Source organism: Pleomorphomonas diazotrophica, assembly GCF_002844595.1.
GTDB classification, from domain to species: domain Bacteria; phylum Pseudomonadota; class Alphaproteobacteria; order Rhizobiales; family Pleomorphomonadaceae; genus Pleomorphomonas; species Pleomorphomonas diazotrophica.
In genome coordinates this window covers 94,837-111,948 of sequence record NZ_PJNW01000006.1, presented here as the reverse complement: position 1 = coordinate 111,948, position 17,112 = coordinate 94,837, and the positions used below count along the sequence as shown (strand labels likewise).

Sequence of the window (17,112 nt, the reverse complement as noted above, 5' to 3'; positions counted from 1 at the left end):
CACACGAAGAAGGCGCCCTCCGCCACCGAAAACCGGACGGCGGCGCGACGCCTTCTTGAAACGATACAGAAAGCCTATGCCGGCTGCGGTGAGCTGTCAAGCAAAGAGAGGCGCCAATGGCCGACGTCAGGCGGTCAGCAACGTTGCGTCTTGGCAGCCTCTGCTACGGAATGGCTGGCGCCGCGTCGGCCCCACACCCAACGCCGCAAGATCGGCATCGAGGCGAGCAAGATCCATTGCGTCAAGCAGCGACGGATGCACGGTGGTGCGGACCTCGAAAGCCACCCCGCTCCCGACCAGCTCGACGAGGCTTTCGCGCGCCCTCAGGCCGCTCTTCGGCACGCCTGTGATGCGCTGGTAATCGGCAAACGGCGCCTTGACGTCGAACCCGACCCAGTCGAGATCAGGCAGAAGGCGCGCAAGGCGTTCGGGATAGGGGCCGGCCGTGTGCAGGCCGACGCGGAAACCCAGCGCCCTGACCGTGGCGACCGCCTCGGGCAGCGCCTTTTGCAAAGTCGGCTCGCCTCCCGAGAACACCACGCCGTCAAGGAGACCTCGCCGCCTTTCGAGGATCGACAGGATCTCCGGCCAGCTCGGCCCGGTACCAGGGCCGGGCGGGATCAGGTCGGCGTTGTGGCAGTAGCGGCAGGCGAACGGGCAGCCCTGGCAGAACACCGTGGCGACCAGCTCGCCCGGCCAGTCGCAGGTGGACAGCGGCGAGAAACCGCCGACCGCAATGTCAGCGATCGGCATTGCCAAGGCTCTTGCCTTCGATGAACGACGTCCGCTCGGCAAACTCGCTCTTCTTGCCCTTGTTGAAGGACGAGACGGGGCGGTGATAGCCCATCACCCGCGTCCAGACTTCGCAGGGCTGGCGCTCGTCGTCGGACAGCAGGGTGGCGGCGTCGGCGTCAATGGCGGAAAGCGGCTTGTTCACTAGAGGTCTCCTTGACGAAATCGTTCACTCGGCGGCGGCCTGCTTCTCGGCCAGCCTCTCGGCGTCGCAGATCGGGCAGAATTCATGCTCTCCGGCGAGGTAGCCGTGCTTGGGGCAGATGGAGAAGGTCGGCGTCACCGTGATGTAGGGCAGGCGGAAATGCTCGAGCGCCCGCCGGACGAGCTTCTTGCAGGCCTCGGCTGACGACACGCGCTCACCGAGATAGAGGTGGAGCACGGTGCCGCCGGTGTAGCGGGTCTGAAGCGGCTCCTGGCGGCGGAGCGCCTCGAAGGCGTCGTCGGTAAAGCCGACCGGCAACTGGGTGGAGTTGGTGTAATAGGGTGCCTCCGGCGTGCCGGCCTGCAGGATCTCCGGGAAACGCTTCCTGTCCTCGCGGGCAAAGCGATAGGTCGTGCCCTCCGCCGGCGTCGCCTCGAGATTGTAAAGGTGCCCCGTCTCCTCCTGGAAGGCGACGATGCGGCTGCGGACATGGTCGAGCAGGCGGACGGCGAAGGCCTCGCCCCATGTCGTCGTGATGTCCTCGGCGTCGCCGCTGAAGTTGCGGATCAGCTCGTTGACGCCATTGAGGCCGAGCGTCGAGAAATGGTTCCGGAGCTTGCCGAGGTAGCGCTTCGTATAGGGAAAGAGACCGTCGTCCATCAGCCGCTCGATGGTCTTGCGCTTGATCTCCAGGCTGGTGCGGCCGATGGCCAGGAGTTCGTCCAGCCGGCGCAGCAATCCGACCTCGTCGCCCTTGTGAAGGTAGCCGAGACGGGCGCAGTTCACCGTGACGACGCCCACCGATCCCGTCTGCTCGGCCGACCCGAACAGGCCGTTGCCGCGCTTCAGGAGCTCCCGGAGATCGAGCTGCAACCGGCAGCACATCGAGCGGACCATGTTCGGCGTCAGCTCGGAGTTGAGGAAGTTCTGGAAATAGGGCAGCCCGTACTTGGCCGTCATCTCGAAGAGGCGCGTGGCGTTGTCGCTCTCCCAGGGGAAGTCGGGCGTGATGTTGTAGGTCGGGATCGGGAAGGTGAAGGCGCGCCCCCTGGCGTCGCCGGCCGTCATCACCTCCATGTAGGCGCGGTTGATGAGGTCCATCTCCGCCTGCAAGTCGCCATAGCGGAAATCCATCTCGACGCCGCCCAAGACCGGCACCTGATCCTTGAGGTCGTCGGGGCACACCCAATCGAAGGTAAGGTTGGTGAAGGGCGTCTGCGTGCCCCAGCGCGAGGGGACGTTGAGATTGTAGATCAGCTCCTGGATCGACTGCCGGACGTCGTCATAGGACAGCCGGTCCTTGCGGACGAAAGGCGCCATGTAGGTGTCGAAGGACGAGAAGGCCTGGGCGCCGGCCCACTCGTTCTGCAGCGTGCCGAGGAAGTTGACGATCTGGCCGACGGCGCTCGAAAGATGCTTCGGCGGTCCGGCCTCCACCTTGCCCGGCACGCCGTTCAGCCCCTCGGTGAGCAGCGTCCTGAGCGACCAGCCGGCGCAATAGCCCGCGAGCATGTCGAGATCGTGGATGTGGATGTCGCCGTCGCGGTGCGCCTTGCCGACCTCAGGCGGATAGACGTGGGAGAGCCAGTAGTTGGCCGTCACCTTGCCCGAAACGTTGAGAATGAGGCCGCCCAGCGAATAGCCCTGATTGGCGTTGGCATTCACCCGCCAGTCGGCGCGTTCGAGATACTCGTCGATCGACGACACCACGTCGACGACGGCGGTGGCGTCGCGGCGAAGACGCGCCCGCTGTTCGCGATAGACGATGTAGGCGCGCGCGGTGGCGAAGTGGTTGGCCGAGATCAGCGCCTGCTCGACGACGTCCTGGATCTCCTCGATCGAGGGTATCCGGTCCGCAAAGCGATGGGCGATCACCTTAACCGCCTGCATGGCGAGGAGATGCGCCTCAGTGCCGGAAAACTCGCCGCTGGCGGCGCCGGCTCGCTCGATGGCCGATCGGATCTTCAGGGCATCGAAGGGGGCGAGCGCACCCGACCGCTTGAGGACGCTGGGAGGCGGCTTGGCTGAAATGAGTTCCGACATCGTTCCCTGGCACCGAATAGAGGGGCAGAGAACAGGGGAACGCAATCGACATGGCGAGCGGAGCAGACTCCGGCGCATGTCGACGACGATCCACCGGTGCACCCCGCCCGAGGACATTTTTCATAGGCCGGGGCAGGTCTCCTGGCTCGCGGGTCTCGGCGATCGATCCGTCTTCCCAGTGCCGCGCACCAGTGACAACAGTGGATCGATCACTTCCCACCTACAGTTGCGGGGGCAGCGCCGGCATCTGACCGGCTTCCCTCTTCGCTCCAGATGTTGTGTCATCCGGAGAACCTCGGCTCAACAAATAGTATTTCTCGCCCTACGAGTCGGGTCAACGAGAGACCTTTGCGAGGCGTGGTTCTACCTATGCGGCCTGTGAACGGCCTGTGGATCGCCAGGCGCTGACCATAGAAAAAGGCGCCCGCCACACCGATCAACGGTGCTTGGCGCAGCGCCTTCTTGGGGGGCATTGATCTCTCAGCCTCGCGGCACGGCCTCCCGCTTCAGGGAGCCCATGCCGGCTCGCTCACACCATGCCGAGCGCGTTCATGTAGAGCTCCAGGATGGCCTCGGCCTCCTGGCGCTCGTCCGGATCCTGCTTGCGGAGCTTCAGGATGGCCCGGACCGCCTTGACGTCGTAGCCGCGGCCCTTGAGCTCGGCCATCACGTCCTTGATGTCGTCCTGCAGTGCCGCCTTCTCTTCCTCGAGGCGCTCGACGCGCTCGATGAACTGCCGCAGCTCGCCCGCCGCGACGCCGCCCTGCGATTCTGCCGATTCCATGCTCATGGGATATCTGTCCTGCCGATCAGTGATTGGGTCCGGGCGGGGCCGCCGCCCGTGAGGGGCGCATGAAGTCCGAAGTTCATGGGCCCGTCAACCGTTTTCGAGCGTCCGTTCACATGCCCGGCCCGCCGGCGCGCGACCCGTAAAAGACCGCCTTGCGCATCTCCGGCCGCGCCGCCAAAGGCGTCACCACCTCGAAAATCGTCTTGGCCCAGTGGTTTGCGCCGTCTTGATTGCCGATGTGATCCTGCCGCACCTCGATGAGGAGATGGGCAAGGCCGCGCATGGTGCCATGGTGATAGAGCGTATCGTTCTTGAGCGCCCCATCATAGGGCTGGTTGTCCCCCACCACAAAGCCGCGCGCCCGGAAGGCGGCGAGCGCCGGCGCCACCATGCGGTCGTCGCGATCCCAGAGGATCGCCACGTCCCAGGGGCGAGCTACGCCCTTCCAGGCCGGCGTGAAGGAATGGATGGAGAGGATCACCGGCGCGACGCCGGTCGCGAGCATCCGGTCGATCTGTTCGGATATCGCCCGATGATAGGGGCGATGGAAGCACTCGATGCGCCGCTGCCGCTCCTCGGCATCGACGCCGGCATTGCCCGGCACGATCGCCCCGTCGGAGAGGCGCATCACCAGCGTCGGATCGTCCTCGCCGCGATTGGCGTCGATGAGGAGGCGCGAGAAGCGGGTGAGCAGCGCCGGCGCCCCGGTGAAGGCGGCGAGGCGGTGAACCAGCCATTCGGTGCCGATGTCATAGGCGATGTGCCGCTCGAACTGGGCCCTGGGCAGCCCGAGGTCGCCATAGGGTGGCGGCACCCGGTTGGAGGCGTGGTCGGCAATAATCAGGAGGCCGCCAGCCTCGTTGCCGGGAAGATAGGTAAAAGGGGCGTCGTCGCTCGGGTCCTGCATGGCGGACGATCCTAAATGCTGCTATCGGTCGGATAAAGTCGAGATCCGTCCATTGGCGCGCCAAGCGGCCAACCGTTGCACAACCGCCGCGGTCGGCCCGATGGCCGCCCCTCCAGGTCCGTTCATGCCGTCTGCCAGATCGTTGCCGCTGTCCGCCCGCCCCGGCGAGGTCGTGGCCTTCCTCGCCCTCTGCCTTGGCGCCGTCGCCATGGGCATATCGCCGATCTTCGTCCGCATCGCCGACGTCGGCCCCTTCGCCAGCGCCTTCTGGCGCGTCGCGCTCGCCGTGCCGGTGCTGGCCCTCTGGGCAATGAGCGAAGGCGGTGCCAAGGCCCTTCTCTCCGCCTTCCGCTCCAGGGCCATCTGGCTCGCCGGCTTCTTCTTCGCGATCGACCTGTTCTTCTGGCATCTCTCGATCCTCAACACGTCGATCGCCAACGCCACCTTCCTGTCGTCGATGGCGCCAATCTGGGTGCTGCTGTTCTCCGGCCTGTTCATCGGCGAAAAGGTCGGCCGGCGCGAGGCGGGCGGCGTCATCGTCTGCATTCTCGGCGGTGCCGTGCTGCTGGGCGGCTCCTACACGCTCGACGCCGACAAGCTGATCGGCGACATCTACGGCATCGGCACCTCCTTCGGCTTCGGCACCTATTTCCTCGCCGTGCGCGCCGCCCGGCGCGAGCACCGGACCGGCACCGTCACCTTCGGCGCCACGACGGTGACGGCGCTCTGCCTCGGCATGGTCGCCCTCGCCTTCGAGCCGAAACTCCTCCCTTCTTCGCTGGCCGGCGCGGCGACCCTCGCCGCCCTCGCCTATGTCAGCCACATCGGTGGCCAGGGGTTGCTCGCCTTCGCCCTCGGCTATCTCTCCGCCGCCTTCTCGTCGCTGGTGATCTTCATGGAAGTGATTGCCGCCGCCGCCCTCGCCTTCCTAGTATTCGGCGAGGCGATCGGCTGGAGCCAGGGCTTGGGCGGCCTGATGATCCTCGGCGGCATCTGGATCGCCAGGCCGCGATCCTGATGGCCGGGCGCGACCAAAGACTGGAGCGTAAGCCTTTGAGTATGCGTGCTAATGATCGAAGAGGACCGGACAGGGCGGGACAGGGCGGCAGCTTGCGTAATTATACGTTGACATTTTGCCGTAGGTCACGCGATAAGGCGGGGCATTCTCCGATGAGCACCGGACAAGGATCGTTGGCGGGCGGAATACCGATGGCGGCACATAAGGGACCGGTACGGCGGACGCGGCCGGCGCTTGTTGCCGCGGCGCTGTCGTTCCTCGCCCTGGCCGCCGCGACACCAGCCAAGGCCGATCTCAGGCTCTGCAACAAGACCGACGGCACCATTTCCGTGGCCATCGGCTACAAGGCCGCGGACGGCTGGCGCTCCGAGGGCTGGTGGAACATCGGCGGATCGAAATGCGGAACGCTGCTCTCCGGCGCTCTTACCTCACGCTATTACTACCTCTATGCCGTCGACAGCCAGCATGGCGGCGAATGGGGCGGCAAGGCGTTCATGTGTACGAGACGCAAGATGTTCACCATCAGCGGCGTCGAGAATTGTGTCGCCCGAGGCTATGAGCGGACGGGCTTCTTCGAGGTCGACACCGCCGAACAACGCAGCTGGACCGTACACCTCTACCAGCCGACCCAAAAAGGAAACGGGGCGAAATGAGACGAAACCGCAAGGTCAAGATTCTTGCAACTTTGGGCCCCTCTTCCTCCGACAAGGACATGATCGCCCGGCTCCACCAGGCGGGTGCGGACTGCTTCCGCATCAACATGAGCCACACCAATCACGAGAAGCTGCGCTACTACGTGTCGACCATCCGCGAGGTCGAGGCCGAAGTGGGCCGTCCGATCGGCATCCTCGCCGACCTCCAGGGTCCCAAGCTGCGCGTCGGCACCTTTGCGAACGGCCCCGTCTTCCTGGAGATCGGCGCCAAGTTCGGCTTCCATCGCGAGAAGGTCGACGGCGACGTCACCGGCGTCACGCTGCCGCACCCCGAAATCATCGATGCCCTCGAGCCGGGACATCGCCTGCTGATCGATGACGGCCGTCTCCGGCTGCGCATCGTCGAGAACGACAAGAAGGTGGCGATCGCCCAGGTGGAAGTCGGCGGCAAGATCTCCGACCGCAAGGGCGTCAGCCTGCCAGACACCATCCTCACCTCCGGCGCGCTGACCGACAAGGACCGCTCCGACCTGACCGCCGCCCTCGACGCCGACGTCGACTGGATCGCGCTGTCCTTCGTGCAGCGCCCGGAAGACCTGTTGGAAGTGCACGAGATCGTCGACGGCAAATGCGGCGTCATGGCCAAGATCGAGAAGCCGCAGGCCGTGCAGCGCTTCGACGAGATTCTAGAGCTCAGCGATGCCATCATGGTGGCGCGCGGCGACCTCGGCGTCGAGCTGCCGCTCGAGCAGGTGCCGAGCGTGCAGAAGCGCATCACCCGCACCACGCGCAAGGCCGGCAAGCCGGTGGTCGTCGCCACGCAGATGCTGGAATCGATGATCCAGTCGCCGGTGCCGACCCGCGCCGAGGTGTCCGACATCGCCAACGCGGTGTTCGAGGGCGCCGACGCGGTGATGCTCTCCGCCGAGTCGGCGGCCGGTGCCTACCCGATCGAGGCGGTTCAGACCATGAGCCACGTCGCCGAGGAAGTGGAGAACTCCGAGCACTTCCACTCGATCCTGGCCGGCCAGCGCGGCGAGCCGGACGCGACGCCGGCCGACGCCATTTCCGCCTCGGCCCGCCAGATCGCCGAGACGCTGGGCATCGCCGCCCTCGTCTGCTTCACCGCCTCCGGCGCCACCGGCCTCCGAGCCGCCCGCGAACGGCCGTCGACGCCGATCCTGGCGCTGTCGCCCAATCGCTCGATGGCCCGCCGCCTCGCGCTCGTCTGGGGCATCCACTCGGTGGTGACCGACGACGCCCGCTCGCTTATGGACCTGGTGCAGCGGGCGAGCCGCATCTCGGCCGAGGAAGGCTTCACCAAGCCCGGCGACCGCATCATCATCACCGCCGGCGTGCCTTTCGGCACCGCGGGCGTGACCAACCTCTTGCGCATCGCCACGATCGGTGCCGACGGCAAGTCGGGGATCTAGCATCCACCCGAAAAGTTGCAGACTTTTCGGACAAAGCGGATGCGTGAAAAAGAGAGAACCACAGCAGGTTTGCGGAGGGCCGGAGCGATCCGGCCCTTTTGCTTTTCGGGGAGTTTCAGATGTCGCGGCCGTGGCTGCCCGCCACGATCGCCTCGATGGCCTCGCTGAGGCCGTCGAACTGCGGATCGACCTCCTGCAGGCGGCGCAGCACTTCCAGCGCCCGCTCGTGCTGGTCAAGGTCTTCGAGCAGAACGGCGAGATCCTTCATCGCCAGGAAATGGCGCGGCTCGATGCGCAGCACGGTCTGGAAGTCACCCAGCGCCGGCGATAGGCGGCCGGCCAGGAGATGCAGCGTGCCGCGCCGGTAATAGGCCTCGGCGAAGCTCGGCTGCCGCACCGTCAACTCGTCGAGGATGTCGAGCGCCCCGGCGGCATCGCCGGCGGCGACGGCCTTCTGGGTCCAGGACAGCATCAGATCGCAGGTGGCGCTGCCGCTCGTCGCCCAGCGCCGGCGGATCTCCGTTTCGATACCGGCCGCCTCGCCCCGGTCCTTGGCGGCGGCAAGGCGCGCGAACAGGTCATCGAGTTCGGCCGCCTTGTCTGCCGGCACGACCGACACCAGACGCTCGCGCCCGCTCGGCGCAGGCGGCGGCAGGCCGCCGTCGGCAGCAGCCGGTCCGGCGATGGTCAGCAGCAAAGCGAAGGGCACAAAAACACGCATACCCGGGAAGGTACCTCCCCGGGCAGCGATCGTCGAGTGCATCCTGACGCCAAGGCGGGCCAAGCGCCCGCCCTCAATCAGCCCTGACGGGCCTTGTAGCGCGGATTCTTCTTGTTGATGATGTAGATGCGGCCCTTGCGACGGACCATGCGATTGTTGCGGTCGCGGGTCATGAGGGCCCGGAGAGAGTTCTTGATCTTCATTTGGTCCATCCTTGCCGACATGCCCAACGGCGTCAGCGCCCTGTGACGCGCCGCCGACGGGGCGATGCCCGACGTCATCAATCCCGATGCCAGGAGGACTGAACCCCCTTGCCCGAATTCGGGCGGACCATACGTATCGACCTCGAAGATGTCAATTGCGCCATGACCGACTTTTCGGGGAGAGCCGGCTGATTTTCAGCGAGGGCACCTGCCAATCGGATTTCCTCGACCGGATCGAAAAGCGGCTGCTTCGACAGATGGATCAGGAGCGCTCCGGCTCGCCCTCCCCGCTTCCGGAATCCGCCTTCCCGGCAACCTGATCCTTGAGGCCACCCAACTTGTCAGCCTTGTCGTCCAGTTCCTCGGCTCTGTCGGCCACGTCTTCCAGCGCCTCGGCCTTTTCGGCCAGGGCCTGACTGACCTCGCGGATCTCGTCTTCGTCGAGTTTTTCGATGCCGACGAACTTGTTCTGCGCCTTCGAGCTCAGGATCAGCTCGTCGATCTTGGCCTGCAAGGCCTTGCCGTCGCGGTTCTGGGAGTTCTGAAGGACAAACACCATCAAGAAGGTGACGATGGTGGTCGAGGTGTTGATGACGAGCTGCCAGGTTTCGGAGAAGTTGAAGAACGGCCCCGAGACCGCCCAGACCACCACCATGCCCACCGCAAGGGCGAAGGTCGCCGGCCGGCCCGACAGCTCGGAAATGGCGGAAGCGAATTTCGAGAAAAGCCGCGACGCAGTGGAACCGTTCATGGTCACCTCGTGTTGCGAGGAAGGATCGCCCACTTGCCGGACGCAGCTTTGCGACAAGCGAAGTTGCGTGGTCCGAGGGCAGCGGGACGAGACGTCCGGCATGACAACCAATTCGGCACGAGCCGGTTCCGCGCCGGCACCGGCTGGGTTATCGTCGCCTGTGCCCTTTTCTCGCCGCCATTGCGCTGTTATCGCATGCGTACCGGATCCATCTCCGGATTTCTCGAAGTCGGACGACGAGGCTCGAACACCATGCCCCGGCAGTTTGCCAGCCTTTCCCGCCTTCTCGACGGCGTCGGCCGCTTCATCCGGCTCGGCCGGGCGCCGGACGCCGCCGCGGCCGCTCCGGTCTGCGACGGCTGCGACCTCGTCCGCGTCGCCAGCTACAATATCCATAAGGGCATCGGCAACGACGGCACCTACGATCCTGCCCGCACCATCGCGGTCATCGCCGAGATCGACGCCGACATTATCGCCTTGCAGGAAGCCGACCGCCGCCTGGGCGACCGCAAGGGCCGGCTCAACCTCGCCACGCTGGAACGGGAGACCGGCCTGACGCTGGTGCCGCTTGCCGCCAGGCCGATGAGCCACGGCTGGCACGGCAACGCCCTGTTCTGCCGGCAGGGCACCGTCGTCCGCGCCGAGCGCCTCCACCTGCCGCACGCCGAGCCGCGCGGCGCCGTGCTGGCCGAGTTCGACATCGGCGGCCGCCCGTTGCGCGTCGTCGCCGCCCATCTCGGCCTTCTGAGCCACACTCGCCGCCTGCAGATGGAACGCCTGCGCTCGCACCTCGAAATGCGCGAGCCGATGCCGACGCTGCTCTGCGGCGATTTCAACGAATGGCGGCCGGGCCGGGCCAACTCGCCGCTCGAACGGCTGTCGCCACTGTTCCAGACGGCCGCTGCCGTGCCGAGCTTCCCGTCGCGCCGGCCGGTCTTCCCGCTCGACCGCATCTTCGGCTGGCCCGACGGACTGATCGCCGATTTCGGCGTCCACGACAGCCCGCTCGCCCGCCGCGCCTCCGATCACCTGCCGGTCAAGGCAGTGGTCGACCTGAAATCGGCCGGCGGCCTGTTCGGCGAAACGTCACTCCTGCCGCCGCGCCGCGAGCGCGATCCGGGCGGCGGCGAGGTCTTCGACGGCGAGGCCGACCGACTTGAACAGCGTTATCTCGGCCGCTGACCGGCGCCCCTCGACGCGGCCGCCGCAGAGATCGTAGAGCGTGCCGGCGATCTCCTTCAGCGCCCCCGCGGCCATCGGCCCCTTGATGTCGCCCGATTCGATCGCCGCCGCCGGGCCGTCGATGAACACCCGGCCGCGCGTCACCGCCCGATCATCGGCCTCGCGCATCGCCGGTGTGAAGGAACCGACGAGGTCGAGATGCTGGCCGGGCTTCAGCCAGTCTCCCAGAATCAGCGGCGTCGTGGACAGGGTGGCGCAGGATATGACGTCCGCGTCGCCGACCGCCGCCTGGAGATCGCCGCGCACCTCCGCCTCAACGCCCTCCTCCCTGAGCCGTGCCACCAGGCGTTCGGCGCGGGCCGGCGTCGGATTCCAAACCAGCACGCGTTCGATCGGCAGCGCGGCGCGATAGGCAAAGGGCAGCTCCGAGCCGATATGGCCGGCCCCGACCACCAGCAACGTGCGGGCATCGGGGCGAGCCAGATAGGAGGCGGCGAGCGCCGAGGCAGCCGCCGTGCGCCGGCCGGTCAACGTCGCGCCATCCATGAGCGCCAGATGAGCGCCGGTCGTTTCGTCGAACAGCAGGTAGCTCGCCGTCACCGCCGGAAGGCCGCGCCTGGCATTGCCCGGCACGACGTTGACGATCTTGACGCCGCCATGGCTGCCGTCGCCCATCCAGGCCGGCATCAGCAGCAGCGTGGCATCCGGCTCGCCGGCGCGCGGCAGCCCGTGGGCATGGCGGAGCGGCGCCGTCACGCCGGCCGCGAACATCTCGCGCAGCCCGGCAATCAGCGCCGAATAGTCGAGGGCGGACGCGGTGGCCGCGGCGTCGAGAACGAGCATGACTGGCTCCTGAAAGCGGAAGGACGGCAGCATAGCGCCCCGAGGGCAGATTGAAAGCCCGCTCTTGGGGCAGCACTGCGGCGTATCGCGTCAATCCCGATGCGTCTGAATCGGTCTTCGAGCACCGGATGAGGCCGGCGAGCTACCCGATTTCGGTATATGTGCCATGCATGAACCGTTTTTGCAGCGTTTTCGCCAAAGGTATGCCTTTGGAAGTGGAATGTCCGGCGTATCGTCTTCGCGATAAGCTTGGCGTTCCAGTCGACCGCCGCTAGAAGACGCTCAAAGAGAAACGTTATATTTAAGGCATACTCACCCGGAGTGCGCCTGTTTTTCGCTCACACCAACGGCGGCACCGGATAGAAGCGGCCACTCGCCCGACAGGAGACAGCATGACCTATCGACGCATCACCCTGCCGCTCTTCCTGGTGCAGGAGCAGCGCCGCCTTGGCGGCAGCGGCGTCTTCACGGCGCTGATGACCGACATCTGCACCACTTGCAAGACGATCTCCAACGAGGTGAACCGCGGCGCCATGGCCGGCACCATGGGATATGCCGGGTCGCGCAACGTGCAGGGCGAGGAACAGAAGGAACTCGACGTCCTCGCCAACGACATCTTTCTCTACATGACCGACCAGAGCGGCAACTGGGCCGGCGTCGCCTCGGAGGAACTGGAGGACGCCTATATCTCGCGCGGCTCCGATGGCCGCTATCTCCTGCTGTTCGATCCGCTGGACGGCTCGTCCAACATCGGCGTCAACGTGGCGGTCGGCAGCATCTTCTCGATCCTGCGCCTGCCCGAGGGCGCCGACCCCGCCGACGAGCGCGTCTACCTGCAGCCGGGGGTCCGGCAGGTGGCCGCCGGCTACACCATCTACGGCGCATCGACCATGCTGGTGCTGACCTCGGGCCAGGGCGTCAACGGCTTCACTCTCGACCGCAACATCGGCGTCTTCGTCCTCACCCATCCCAACATGCAGATCCCCGAGGACACTGGCGAATACGCCATCAACGCCTCGCGCGAACGCCACTGGCCGGCGCCGATCCATCGCTATGTCCGCGAGTGCGTCGCCGGACTGGACGGCCCGCGCGGCCGGAGCTTCAACACCCGCTGGATCGCCTCGATGGTGGCAGAGGTACACCGCATCCTGATGCGCGGCGGCGTGTTCATGTACCCGGTCGACCGGGACAATGCGCCGAGGGGCGGTCATCTGCGCCTGCTCTACGAAGCCAATCCCATGGCCTTCATCGTGGAACAGGCCGGCGGCCGAGCCATTTCCGGCCACGAGCGCATTCTCGACATCGTGCCGGAACGGTTGCACCAGCGCACGGGCGTCATTCTCGGCTCTCGGAACGAAGTCGAGCGCATCGGTCGCTATTATGCCGAGGCCGAACCCGAGAAGCTCCCTGTTGCATAGGGGTTTTCGGCCTGACGGCGATCAAGGCTGGACACGGGTCATATAAGGGGTATCACTTAAGAAGGCCTGTCGGCTTCCTTGGGAGGGAGGAGCCGCGCCGTCCACCCCGCTCCTTCCGAACGTCCCGATGGAACGCTGGCCGGCTCACCGCGTTTGGCCTCTCGGTGATCGAGCAATATCGCCGACGACGTCCCGCCACTGCCAGCTTTCGACAATCCGGCTGCTATTTTTAACGCCCCTCGACGGTCGAGTGAGCAAGAACAACCCACACCAGCCAGGAGAACAGTGATGCCTCAAGTGAAATACGCCGCCGCTGTGCTTGCCCTTGGGCTTCTCGCCGGCACCGCCGACGCCAAGGTCGTGGTGTCCTCGAAGATCGACACCGAAGGCGGCGTCCTCGGCAACCTCGTCCTCATCGCCCTGCAGAATTCCGGCATCGAGGTCGAGGACCGCATCCAGCTCGGCGGCACGCCGGTGGTGCGCCAGGCGATCACCGCCGGCGAGATCGACATCTATCCCGAGTATACTGGCAACGCCGCCTTCTTCTTCAACAAGGCCGACGATCCGCTCTGGAAGGATGCCGCCAAGGCCTATGAGGAGGCCAAGAAGCTTGACTATGAGGCCAACAAGATCGTCTGGCTGACCCCGTCGCCGGCCAACAACACCTGGGCGATCGCGCTGCGGAAGGAGGTGGCCGACGAGGCCGGCGTCAAGTCGCTCAGCGATTTCGGCGCCTGGGTTGCCAAGGGCGGCAAGGTCAAGCTGGCCGGCTCGGCCGAGTTCGTCAACTCGCCTGCCGCCTTGCCCTCCTTCCAGACCACCTACGGCTTCAAGCTGACGCCCGACCAGCTGATCGTGCTGTCCGGCGGCGATACGGCGGCCACCATCAAGGCGGCGGCCGACCAGACCAACGGCACCAATGCCGCCATGGTCTACGGCACCGACGGCGCCATCGCCCCGTCCGGCCTCGTGGTGCTCGAGGACGACAAGTCGGTGCAGCCGGTCTACCAGCCCGTCGCCATCATCCGCGAAGAGGTGCTGAAGGCCAACCCGACGATCCCCGACACGCTGAAGCCGATCTTCGAGAGCCTCGACCTCACGACGCTGCAGGAGCTCAACGCCCGCGTCCAGATCAACGGCGAGCCGGCCAAGGCGGTCGCCGAGGATTATCTGAAGTCCAAGGGCTTCCTGAAGTAATGCGTTCGGGCGGAGGTCTCCTCCGCCCCTCTTCCAGGGGATTGGCATGACGACTTTGGCAGAGGCCGGAACAGATGGCGGAACTCCGCTACGCATCGACCGTCTCGGCGTCGTCATCGGCGTCCTCATGGCGGTGGCGCTGGCGTTGCCCTTTGCCACCTTCCGGGCCACCCGCATCGCCTCGGGCTCGGGGCTGCATCTGTTCGACGCGCTGCCGACGCCCATGGCGGCAGTCGTGACCGTCGTGCTCGCCGCCGCCATCGTGACGGCAGTGGCGAGCCAGCATCCGACGCTTCGTCTCGCCTTGGGCGCCCTGGCACTGGGTGCCCTGGCCATCGGGGTCGGCGTTGCGGGAGCCCACCTGACGCCGGCCGACAATCCCTATGCCCGAGTCGCGCCGGGGAGTGGCTTCTGGGTGGGGCTGTTCGCCGGCGCCATATTGCTGACCGATGCCATGGTGCGGCTCAAGCTCGGACCGGCCGGCCGGTTGATGGCGCTCGCCGCCGCCATCGCCCTCATCGCCGCCCTCCTCGCCTCCGGCGCCTGGAGCCAACTTTCGCTTCTTGCCGAATACCGCAACCGCGCCGACGTGTTCTGGCGCGAGGCCACCACCCACCTGCTACTCGCCGCCGGCTCGCTTGCCGCCGCCATTGCCATCGGTCTGCCGCTCGGCATCCTCGCCTATGAACTGCGCGCCGTCCGCGCGCCGCTGATCAACGTCCTCAACGTCATCCAGACCATCCCGTCGATCGCGCTGTTCGGCATGCTGATCGCCCCGCTCGGCTGGATCGCCCTGCACGTGCCCGGCGCCCATGCCTTGGGCATCCGGGGCATCGGCGCGGCGCCGGCTTTTCTGGCGTTGTTCCTCTATTCGCTGCTGCCGATGGTCGCCAACACCATGGTCGGGCTCAACGGCGTGTCGCGCGCCGTGGTCGATGCTGCACGCGGCATGGGCCTCACCGGCCGCCAGCGTCTTCTCCAGGTGGAAATGCCGCTCGCCCTGCCGGTCATCCTCACCGGCATCCGCATCGTGCTCGTCCAGAACATCGGCCTCGCCACGGTGGCGGCGCTGATCGGCGGTGGGGGCTTTGGCGTCTTCCTGTTCCAGGGGCTCGGCCAGACGGCTGCCGACCTCATCCTGCTCGGCGCGCTGCCGCCAGTGGCCCTGGCCTTCGCCGCCGCCATCGTGCTCGACGCCGCCATCGAGATGACCGCCAGAGGCAAGGCATGATCGAACTCAGCCATCTCACCAAGGTCTACGGCGACACCGCCGTCGTCGACAACGTCGACATGACCATCGAAGCCGGCACGATCACCGTGATCGTCGGCACATCGGGCTCGGGCAAGTCGACCCTTCTGCGCATGGTCAACCGGCTGGTCGAGCCGACTGCCGGCCGCGTGTTCATCGACGGGGAGAACGTATCGACGATGCCGGCGCACCAGCTCCGCCGATCAATCGGCTACGCCATCCAGAACCATGGCCTGTTCCCGCACTGGACGGTCGCACGCAACATCGCCACCGTGCCGATGCTGCTCGGCTGGGAGCGCGCCAAGGTCGCCGCCCGCGTCGAGGAACTGATGGAGCTGTTCCAGCTCGATCACGCCCAGTTCGCGGGGCGCTATCCGCATGAACTGTCCGGCGGCCAGCAGCAGCGCGTCGGCGTCGCCCGGGCCATGGCCGCCAAGCCCACCCTCCTCCTGATGGACGAGCCCTTCGGCGCCCTCGATCCGATCATCCGCGCCAAGGCGCAAGCCGACCTCAAGGCCATTCAGCGGCGCACCGGCACCACCATCCTCCTGGTGACCCACGATATGGCCGAGGCCGTCCACCTTGGCGACCGCATCGCCGTCATGGACGCCGGCCGCCTCCGGCAATATGCCCCGGCGGCCGACATCCTGGCGCGGCCGGCCGATGCCTTCGTCGACGACCTGATCGGCACCGCCGACCGCCCCTTCCGCTACCTGACGCTCGGATCGCTCGGCTCGGCCGTCGAGCCCGGCGAGGCGGACGGAACCCCGCTTCCTGCCGACGCCAGCCTCTACGAAGGCCTCGGCGCACTGCTCTGGTCCGGCCGCAGGACGGCGCCTGTCGTCGACGCCGCCGGCGCGCCGCTCGGCCGCGTCAGCCTCGGCGGCATCGCCAACAAGGCGGTCCGACCGAAATGACCCGCTACCTGACCCGCCCCGGCTTTATCCTGCGGTTCGTCGTCTTCGCGGCGCTCCTCGCCTTCCTCCTGGTACCGGACCGCTTCGCCGGCCTGCTGGCGCCGCTGACCAGCAACGGCGCGCCAGCCATCTACAACCAGGGAAGCCTCATCGACCTGACGCTGTCGCACCTCTTCACCGTCGCCCTGTCGACGTTCGCCGCCGCCGTGGTGGCCGTTGGGCTCGCCATCTTCGTGACGCGACCGGCCGGCGCCGAGTTCCTCGCCCTGTCGCGCGCCGTCGTCAACATCGGCCAGACCTTTCCGCCGGTGGCCGTGCTGGCGCTCTCCGTGCCGGCCATGGGCTTCGGCGAGGCGCCGACTCGCACGGCCCTGTTCCTCTACGGCCTGCTGCCCATCTTCGAGAACACGCTGACCGGCCTGTCGACGCTGCCGCCCGCCGTGGTGGAAACCGCCTCCGCCATGGGCATGACCGGCCGCCAGCGCCTGCTGAAAGTCGAGCTGCCGCTGGCCCTGCCGCTGATCGTCGAGGGCATCCGGCTGTCGGCCGTCATCGGCCTCGCCACGGCAACCATCGGCTCGACGGTGGCCGCCAAGGGCCTCGGCGAGGTGATCATCGCCGGCCTTCTCTCCAACAATCTCGCCTTCATCGTCCAGGGCGGCGTCATCACCGGTATCCTGGCGGTGCTGATTTCCGACGGCTTCCAGTTGGTGGCGCGCCGGGCGACAAGACGGCGCGGCGCCCCGGTAGCGGCGCAGCCTGTCGACCCGAACGCGGCCTAGAGCAGTTCCAGCAAAAGGGGAAACCGGTTTTGCGTCCGGAACCGCGCCTAAACAGAGAGATAGAGCTT

18 protein-coding genes and 1 riboswitch are annotated in these 17,112 nt (G+C 66.7%); of the genes, 9 read left to right on the top strand and 9 right to left on the bottom strand.

Going from position 1 to position 17,112, the window contains the following annotated elements:
• Nucleotides 1–126 precede the first annotated feature (126 nt).
• The 5 genes from CXZ10_RS10485 to CXZ10_RS10465 all read right to left on the bottom strand — a co-directional run bounded on the left by CXZ10_RS10485 (nucleotide 127) and on the right by CXZ10_RS10465 (nucleotide 4,677).
• Nucleotides 127–753 (bottom strand): anaerobic ribonucleoside-triphosphate reductase activating protein, encoded by a 627-nt coding sequence (locus CXZ10_RS10485; protein ID WP_101289110.1) that lies wholly within the window; start codon nucleotides 751–753, stop codon nucleotides 127–129.
• Entirely contained in the window at nucleotides 740–937 is a 198-nt protein-coding gene (gene nrdD, locus CXZ10_RS10480) for an anaerobic ribonucleoside-triphosphate reductase (protein ID WP_101289109.1), read from the bottom strand. The genes CXZ10_RS10485 and nrdD overlap by 14 nt, the downstream gene beginning before the upstream one ends.
• A 24-nt stretch (nucleotides 938–961) precedes the next feature.
• Entirely contained in the window at nucleotides 962–2,980 is a 2,019-nt protein-coding gene (locus CXZ10_RS10475; RefSeq protein WP_101289108.1) for a ribonucleoside triphosphate reductase, read from the bottom strand.
• 114 nt (nucleotides 2,981–3,094) lie between these two features.
• Nucleotides 3,095–3,293, bottom strand: a riboswitch (cobalamin riboswitch).
• A gap of 216 nt (nucleotides 3,294–3,509) precedes the next feature.
• Nucleotides 3,510–3,764: a DUF2312 domain-containing protein gene (locus CXZ10_RS10470; RefSeq protein ID WP_051228978.1), complete on the bottom strand. Its 255-nt coding sequence runs from the start codon at nucleotides 3,762–3,764 to the stop codon at nucleotides 3,510–3,512.
• Between the two features lie 115 nt (nucleotides 3,765–3,879).
• Nucleotides 3,880–4,677 (bottom strand): N-formylglutamate amidohydrolase, encoded by a 798-nt coding sequence (locus CXZ10_RS10465; protein WP_101289107.1) that lies wholly within the window; start codon nucleotides 4,675–4,677, stop codon nucleotides 3,880–3,882.
• Between the two features lie 124 nt (nucleotides 4,678–4,801).
• Between CXZ10_RS10465 and CXZ10_RS10460 the strand changes: the two genes are divergently transcribed.
• The 3 genes from CXZ10_RS10460 to pyk all read left to right on the top strand — a co-directional run bounded on the left by CXZ10_RS10460 (nucleotide 4,802) and on the right by pyk (nucleotide 7,781).
• Entirely contained in the window at nucleotides 4,802–5,695 is an 894-nt protein-coding gene (locus CXZ10_RS10460) for a DMT family transporter (protein WP_101289141.1), read from the top strand.
• Nucleotides 5,696–5,886: 191 nt separating this feature from the next.
• The gene (locus CXZ10_RS10455; protein WP_180335944.1) at nucleotides 5,887–6,348 is read left to right on the top strand and encodes a DUF1036 domain-containing protein; all 462 of its coding nucleotides are present in this window, start codon (nucleotides 5,887–5,889) and stop codon (nucleotides 6,346–6,348) included.
• Nucleotides 6,345–7,781, top strand: a complete 1,437-nt coding sequence (gene pyk / locus CXZ10_RS10450; RefSeq protein WP_101289105.1) for a pyruvate kinase — start codon at nucleotides 6,345–6,347, stop codon at nucleotides 7,779–7,781. Before CXZ10_RS10455 ends, pyk begins: the two co-directional genes overlap by 4 nt.
• A gap of 115 nt (nucleotides 7,782–7,896) precedes the next feature.
• Here the strand turns inward: pyk and CXZ10_RS10445 are convergent, their stop codons facing one another.
• The 3 genes from CXZ10_RS10445 to CXZ10_RS10435 all read right to left on the bottom strand — a co-directional run bounded on the left by CXZ10_RS10445 (nucleotide 7,897) and on the right by CXZ10_RS10435 (nucleotide 9,456).
• Nucleotides 7,897–8,502, bottom strand: coding sequence for a tetratricopeptide repeat protein (locus CXZ10_RS10445; RefSeq protein WP_101289104.1), 606 nt, complete (start codon nucleotides 8,500–8,502; stop codon nucleotides 7,897–7,899).
• A gap of 77 nt (nucleotides 8,503–8,579) precedes the next feature.
• On the bottom strand, nucleotides 8,580–8,705 hold the full coding sequence (ykgO, locus tag CXZ10_RS10440) for a type B 50S ribosomal protein L36 (protein ID WP_026783921.1): 126 nt from the start codon (nucleotides 8,703–8,705) through the stop codon (nucleotides 8,580–8,582).
• A 262-nt stretch (nucleotides 8,706–8,967) separates the two neighbouring features.
• Nucleotides 8,968–9,456 carry a low affinity iron permease family protein gene (locus CXZ10_RS10435; RefSeq protein WP_101289103.1) on the bottom strand — a complete coding sequence of 163 codons (489 nt, stop codon included), beginning with the start codon at nucleotides 9,454–9,456 and terminating at the stop codon, nucleotides 8,968–8,970.
• Between the two features lie 252 nt (nucleotides 9,457–9,708).
• On the opposite strand from CXZ10_RS10435, the gene CXZ10_RS10430 reads away from it, so the two are divergent.
• Nucleotides 9,709–10,638, top strand: a complete 930-nt coding sequence (locus tag CXZ10_RS10430) for an endonuclease/exonuclease/phosphatase family protein (protein ID WP_101289102.1) — start codon at nucleotides 9,709–9,711, stop codon at nucleotides 10,636–10,638.
• On the opposite strand, the gene lhpI is transcribed toward CXZ10_RS10430, so the two are convergent.
• Complete coding sequence (gene lhpI / locus CXZ10_RS10425) at nucleotides 10,543–11,481, bottom strand: bifunctional Delta(1)-pyrroline-2-carboxylate/Delta(1)-piperideine-2-carboxylate reductase (RefSeq protein ID WP_101289101.1); 939 nt, start codon at nucleotides 11,479–11,481, stop codon at nucleotides 10,543–10,545. The two genes, CXZ10_RS10430 and lhpI, sit on opposite strands and share 96 nt — an antisense overlap.
• A gap of 392 nt (nucleotides 11,482–11,873) precedes the next feature.
• On the opposite strand from lhpI, the gene CXZ10_RS10420 reads away from it, so the two are divergent.
• The 5 genes from CXZ10_RS10420 to CXZ10_RS10400 all read left to right on the top strand — a co-directional run bounded on the left by CXZ10_RS10420 (nucleotide 11,874) and on the right by CXZ10_RS10400 (nucleotide 17,044).
• Nucleotides 11,874–12,899, top strand: coding sequence for a class 1 fructose-bisphosphatase (locus tag CXZ10_RS10420; protein ID WP_101289100.1), 1,026 nt, complete (start codon nucleotides 11,874–11,876; stop codon nucleotides 12,897–12,899).
• 288 nt (nucleotides 12,900–13,187) lie between these two features.
• Nucleotides 13,188–14,096 carry a glycine betaine ABC transporter substrate-binding protein OsmF gene (gene osmF, locus CXZ10_RS10415; RefSeq protein ID WP_101289099.1) on the top strand — a complete coding sequence of 303 codons (909 nt, stop codon included), beginning with the start codon at nucleotides 13,188–13,190 and terminating at the stop codon, nucleotides 14,094–14,096.
• A 46-nt stretch (nucleotides 14,097–14,142) separates the two neighbouring features.
• Complete coding sequence (locus CXZ10_RS10410) at nucleotides 14,143–15,327, top strand: ABC transporter permease (RefSeq protein ID WP_101289098.1); 1,185 nt, start codon at nucleotides 14,143–14,145, stop codon at nucleotides 15,325–15,327.
• Nucleotides 15,324–16,262: an ABC transporter ATP-binding protein gene (locus CXZ10_RS10405; protein WP_101289097.1), complete on the top strand. Its 939-nt coding sequence runs from the start codon at nucleotides 15,324–15,326 to the stop codon at nucleotides 16,260–16,262. Before CXZ10_RS10410 ends, CXZ10_RS10405 begins: the two co-directional genes overlap by 4 nt.
• Nucleotides 16,259–17,044 (top strand): ABC transporter permease, encoded by a 786-nt coding sequence (locus CXZ10_RS10400; protein ID WP_101289096.1) that lies wholly within the window; start codon nucleotides 16,259–16,261, stop codon nucleotides 17,042–17,044. Before CXZ10_RS10405 ends, CXZ10_RS10400 begins: the two co-directional genes overlap by 4 nt.
• Nucleotides 17,045–17,112: the final 68 nt, after the last annotated feature.

Excerpts from the sequence above, each read along its gene's own strand:
- CXZ10_RS10455 (WP_180335944.1), top strand. The coding sequence starts at position 5,887 with ATGGCGGCACATAAGGGACCGGTACGGCGGACGCGGCCGGCGCTTGTT.
- CXZ10_RS10400 (WP_101289096.1), top strand. The coding sequence starts at position 16,259 with ATGACCCGCTACCTGACCCGCCCCGGCTTTATCCTGCGGTTCGTCGTC.
- CXZ10_RS10475 (WP_101289108.1), bottom strand. The coding sequence starts at position 2,980 with ATGTCGGAACTCATTTCAGCCAAGCCGCCTCCCAGCGTCCTCAAGCGG.
- CXZ10_RS10460 (WP_101289141.1), top strand. The coding sequence starts at position 4,802 with ATGCCGTCTGCCAGATCGTTGCCGCTGTCCGCCCGCCCCGGCGAGGTC.
- CXZ10_RS10470 (WP_051228978.1), bottom strand. The coding sequence starts at position 3,764 with ATGGAATCGGCAGAATCGCAGGGCGGCGTCGCGGCGGGCGAGCTGCGG.
- CXZ10_RS10430 (WP_101289102.1), top strand. The coding sequence starts at position 9,709 with ATGCCCCGGCAGTTTGCCAGCCTTTCCCGCCTTCTCGACGGCGTCGGC.
- CXZ10_RS10420 (WP_101289100.1), top strand. The coding sequence starts at position 11,874 with ATGACCTATCGACGCATCACCCTGCCGCTCTTCCTGGTGCAGGAGCAG.
- ykgO (WP_026783921.1), bottom strand. The coding sequence starts at position 8,705 with ATGAAGATCAAGAACTCTCTCCGGGCCCTCATGACCCGCGACCGCAAC.
- pyk (WP_101289105.1), top strand. The coding sequence starts at position 6,345 with ATGAGACGAAACCGCAAGGTCAAGATTCTTGCAACTTTGGGCCCCTCT.
- CXZ10_RS10410 (WP_101289098.1), top strand. The coding sequence starts at position 14,143 with ATGACGACTTTGGCAGAGGCCGGAACAGATGGCGGAACTCCGCTACGC.
- CXZ10_RS10465 (WP_101289107.1), bottom strand. The coding sequence starts at position 4,677 with ATGCAGGACCCGAGCGACGACGCCCCTTTTACCTATCTTCCCGGCAAC.
- osmF (WP_101289099.1), top strand. The coding sequence starts at position 13,188 with ATGCCTCAAGTGAAATACGCCGCCGCTGTGCTTGCCCTTGGGCTTCTC.
- lhpI (WP_101289101.1), bottom strand. The coding sequence starts at position 11,481 with ATGCTCGTTCTCGACGCCGCGGCCACCGCGTCCGCCCTCGACTATTCG.
- CXZ10_RS10435 (WP_101289103.1), bottom strand. The coding sequence starts at position 9,456 with ATGAACGGTTCCACTGCGTCGCGGCTTTTCTCGAAATTCGCTTCCGCC.
- CXZ10_RS10485 (WP_101289110.1), bottom strand. The coding sequence starts at position 753 with ATGCCGATCGCTGACATTGCGGTCGGCGGTTTCTCGCCGCTGTCCACC.
- CXZ10_RS10405 (WP_101289097.1), top strand. The coding sequence starts at position 15,324 with ATGATCGAACTCAGCCATCTCACCAAGGTCTACGGCGACACCGCCGTC.
- CXZ10_RS10445 (WP_101289104.1), bottom strand. The coding sequence starts at position 8,502 with ATGCGTGTTTTTGTGCCCTTCGCTTTGCTGCTGACCATCGCCGGACCG.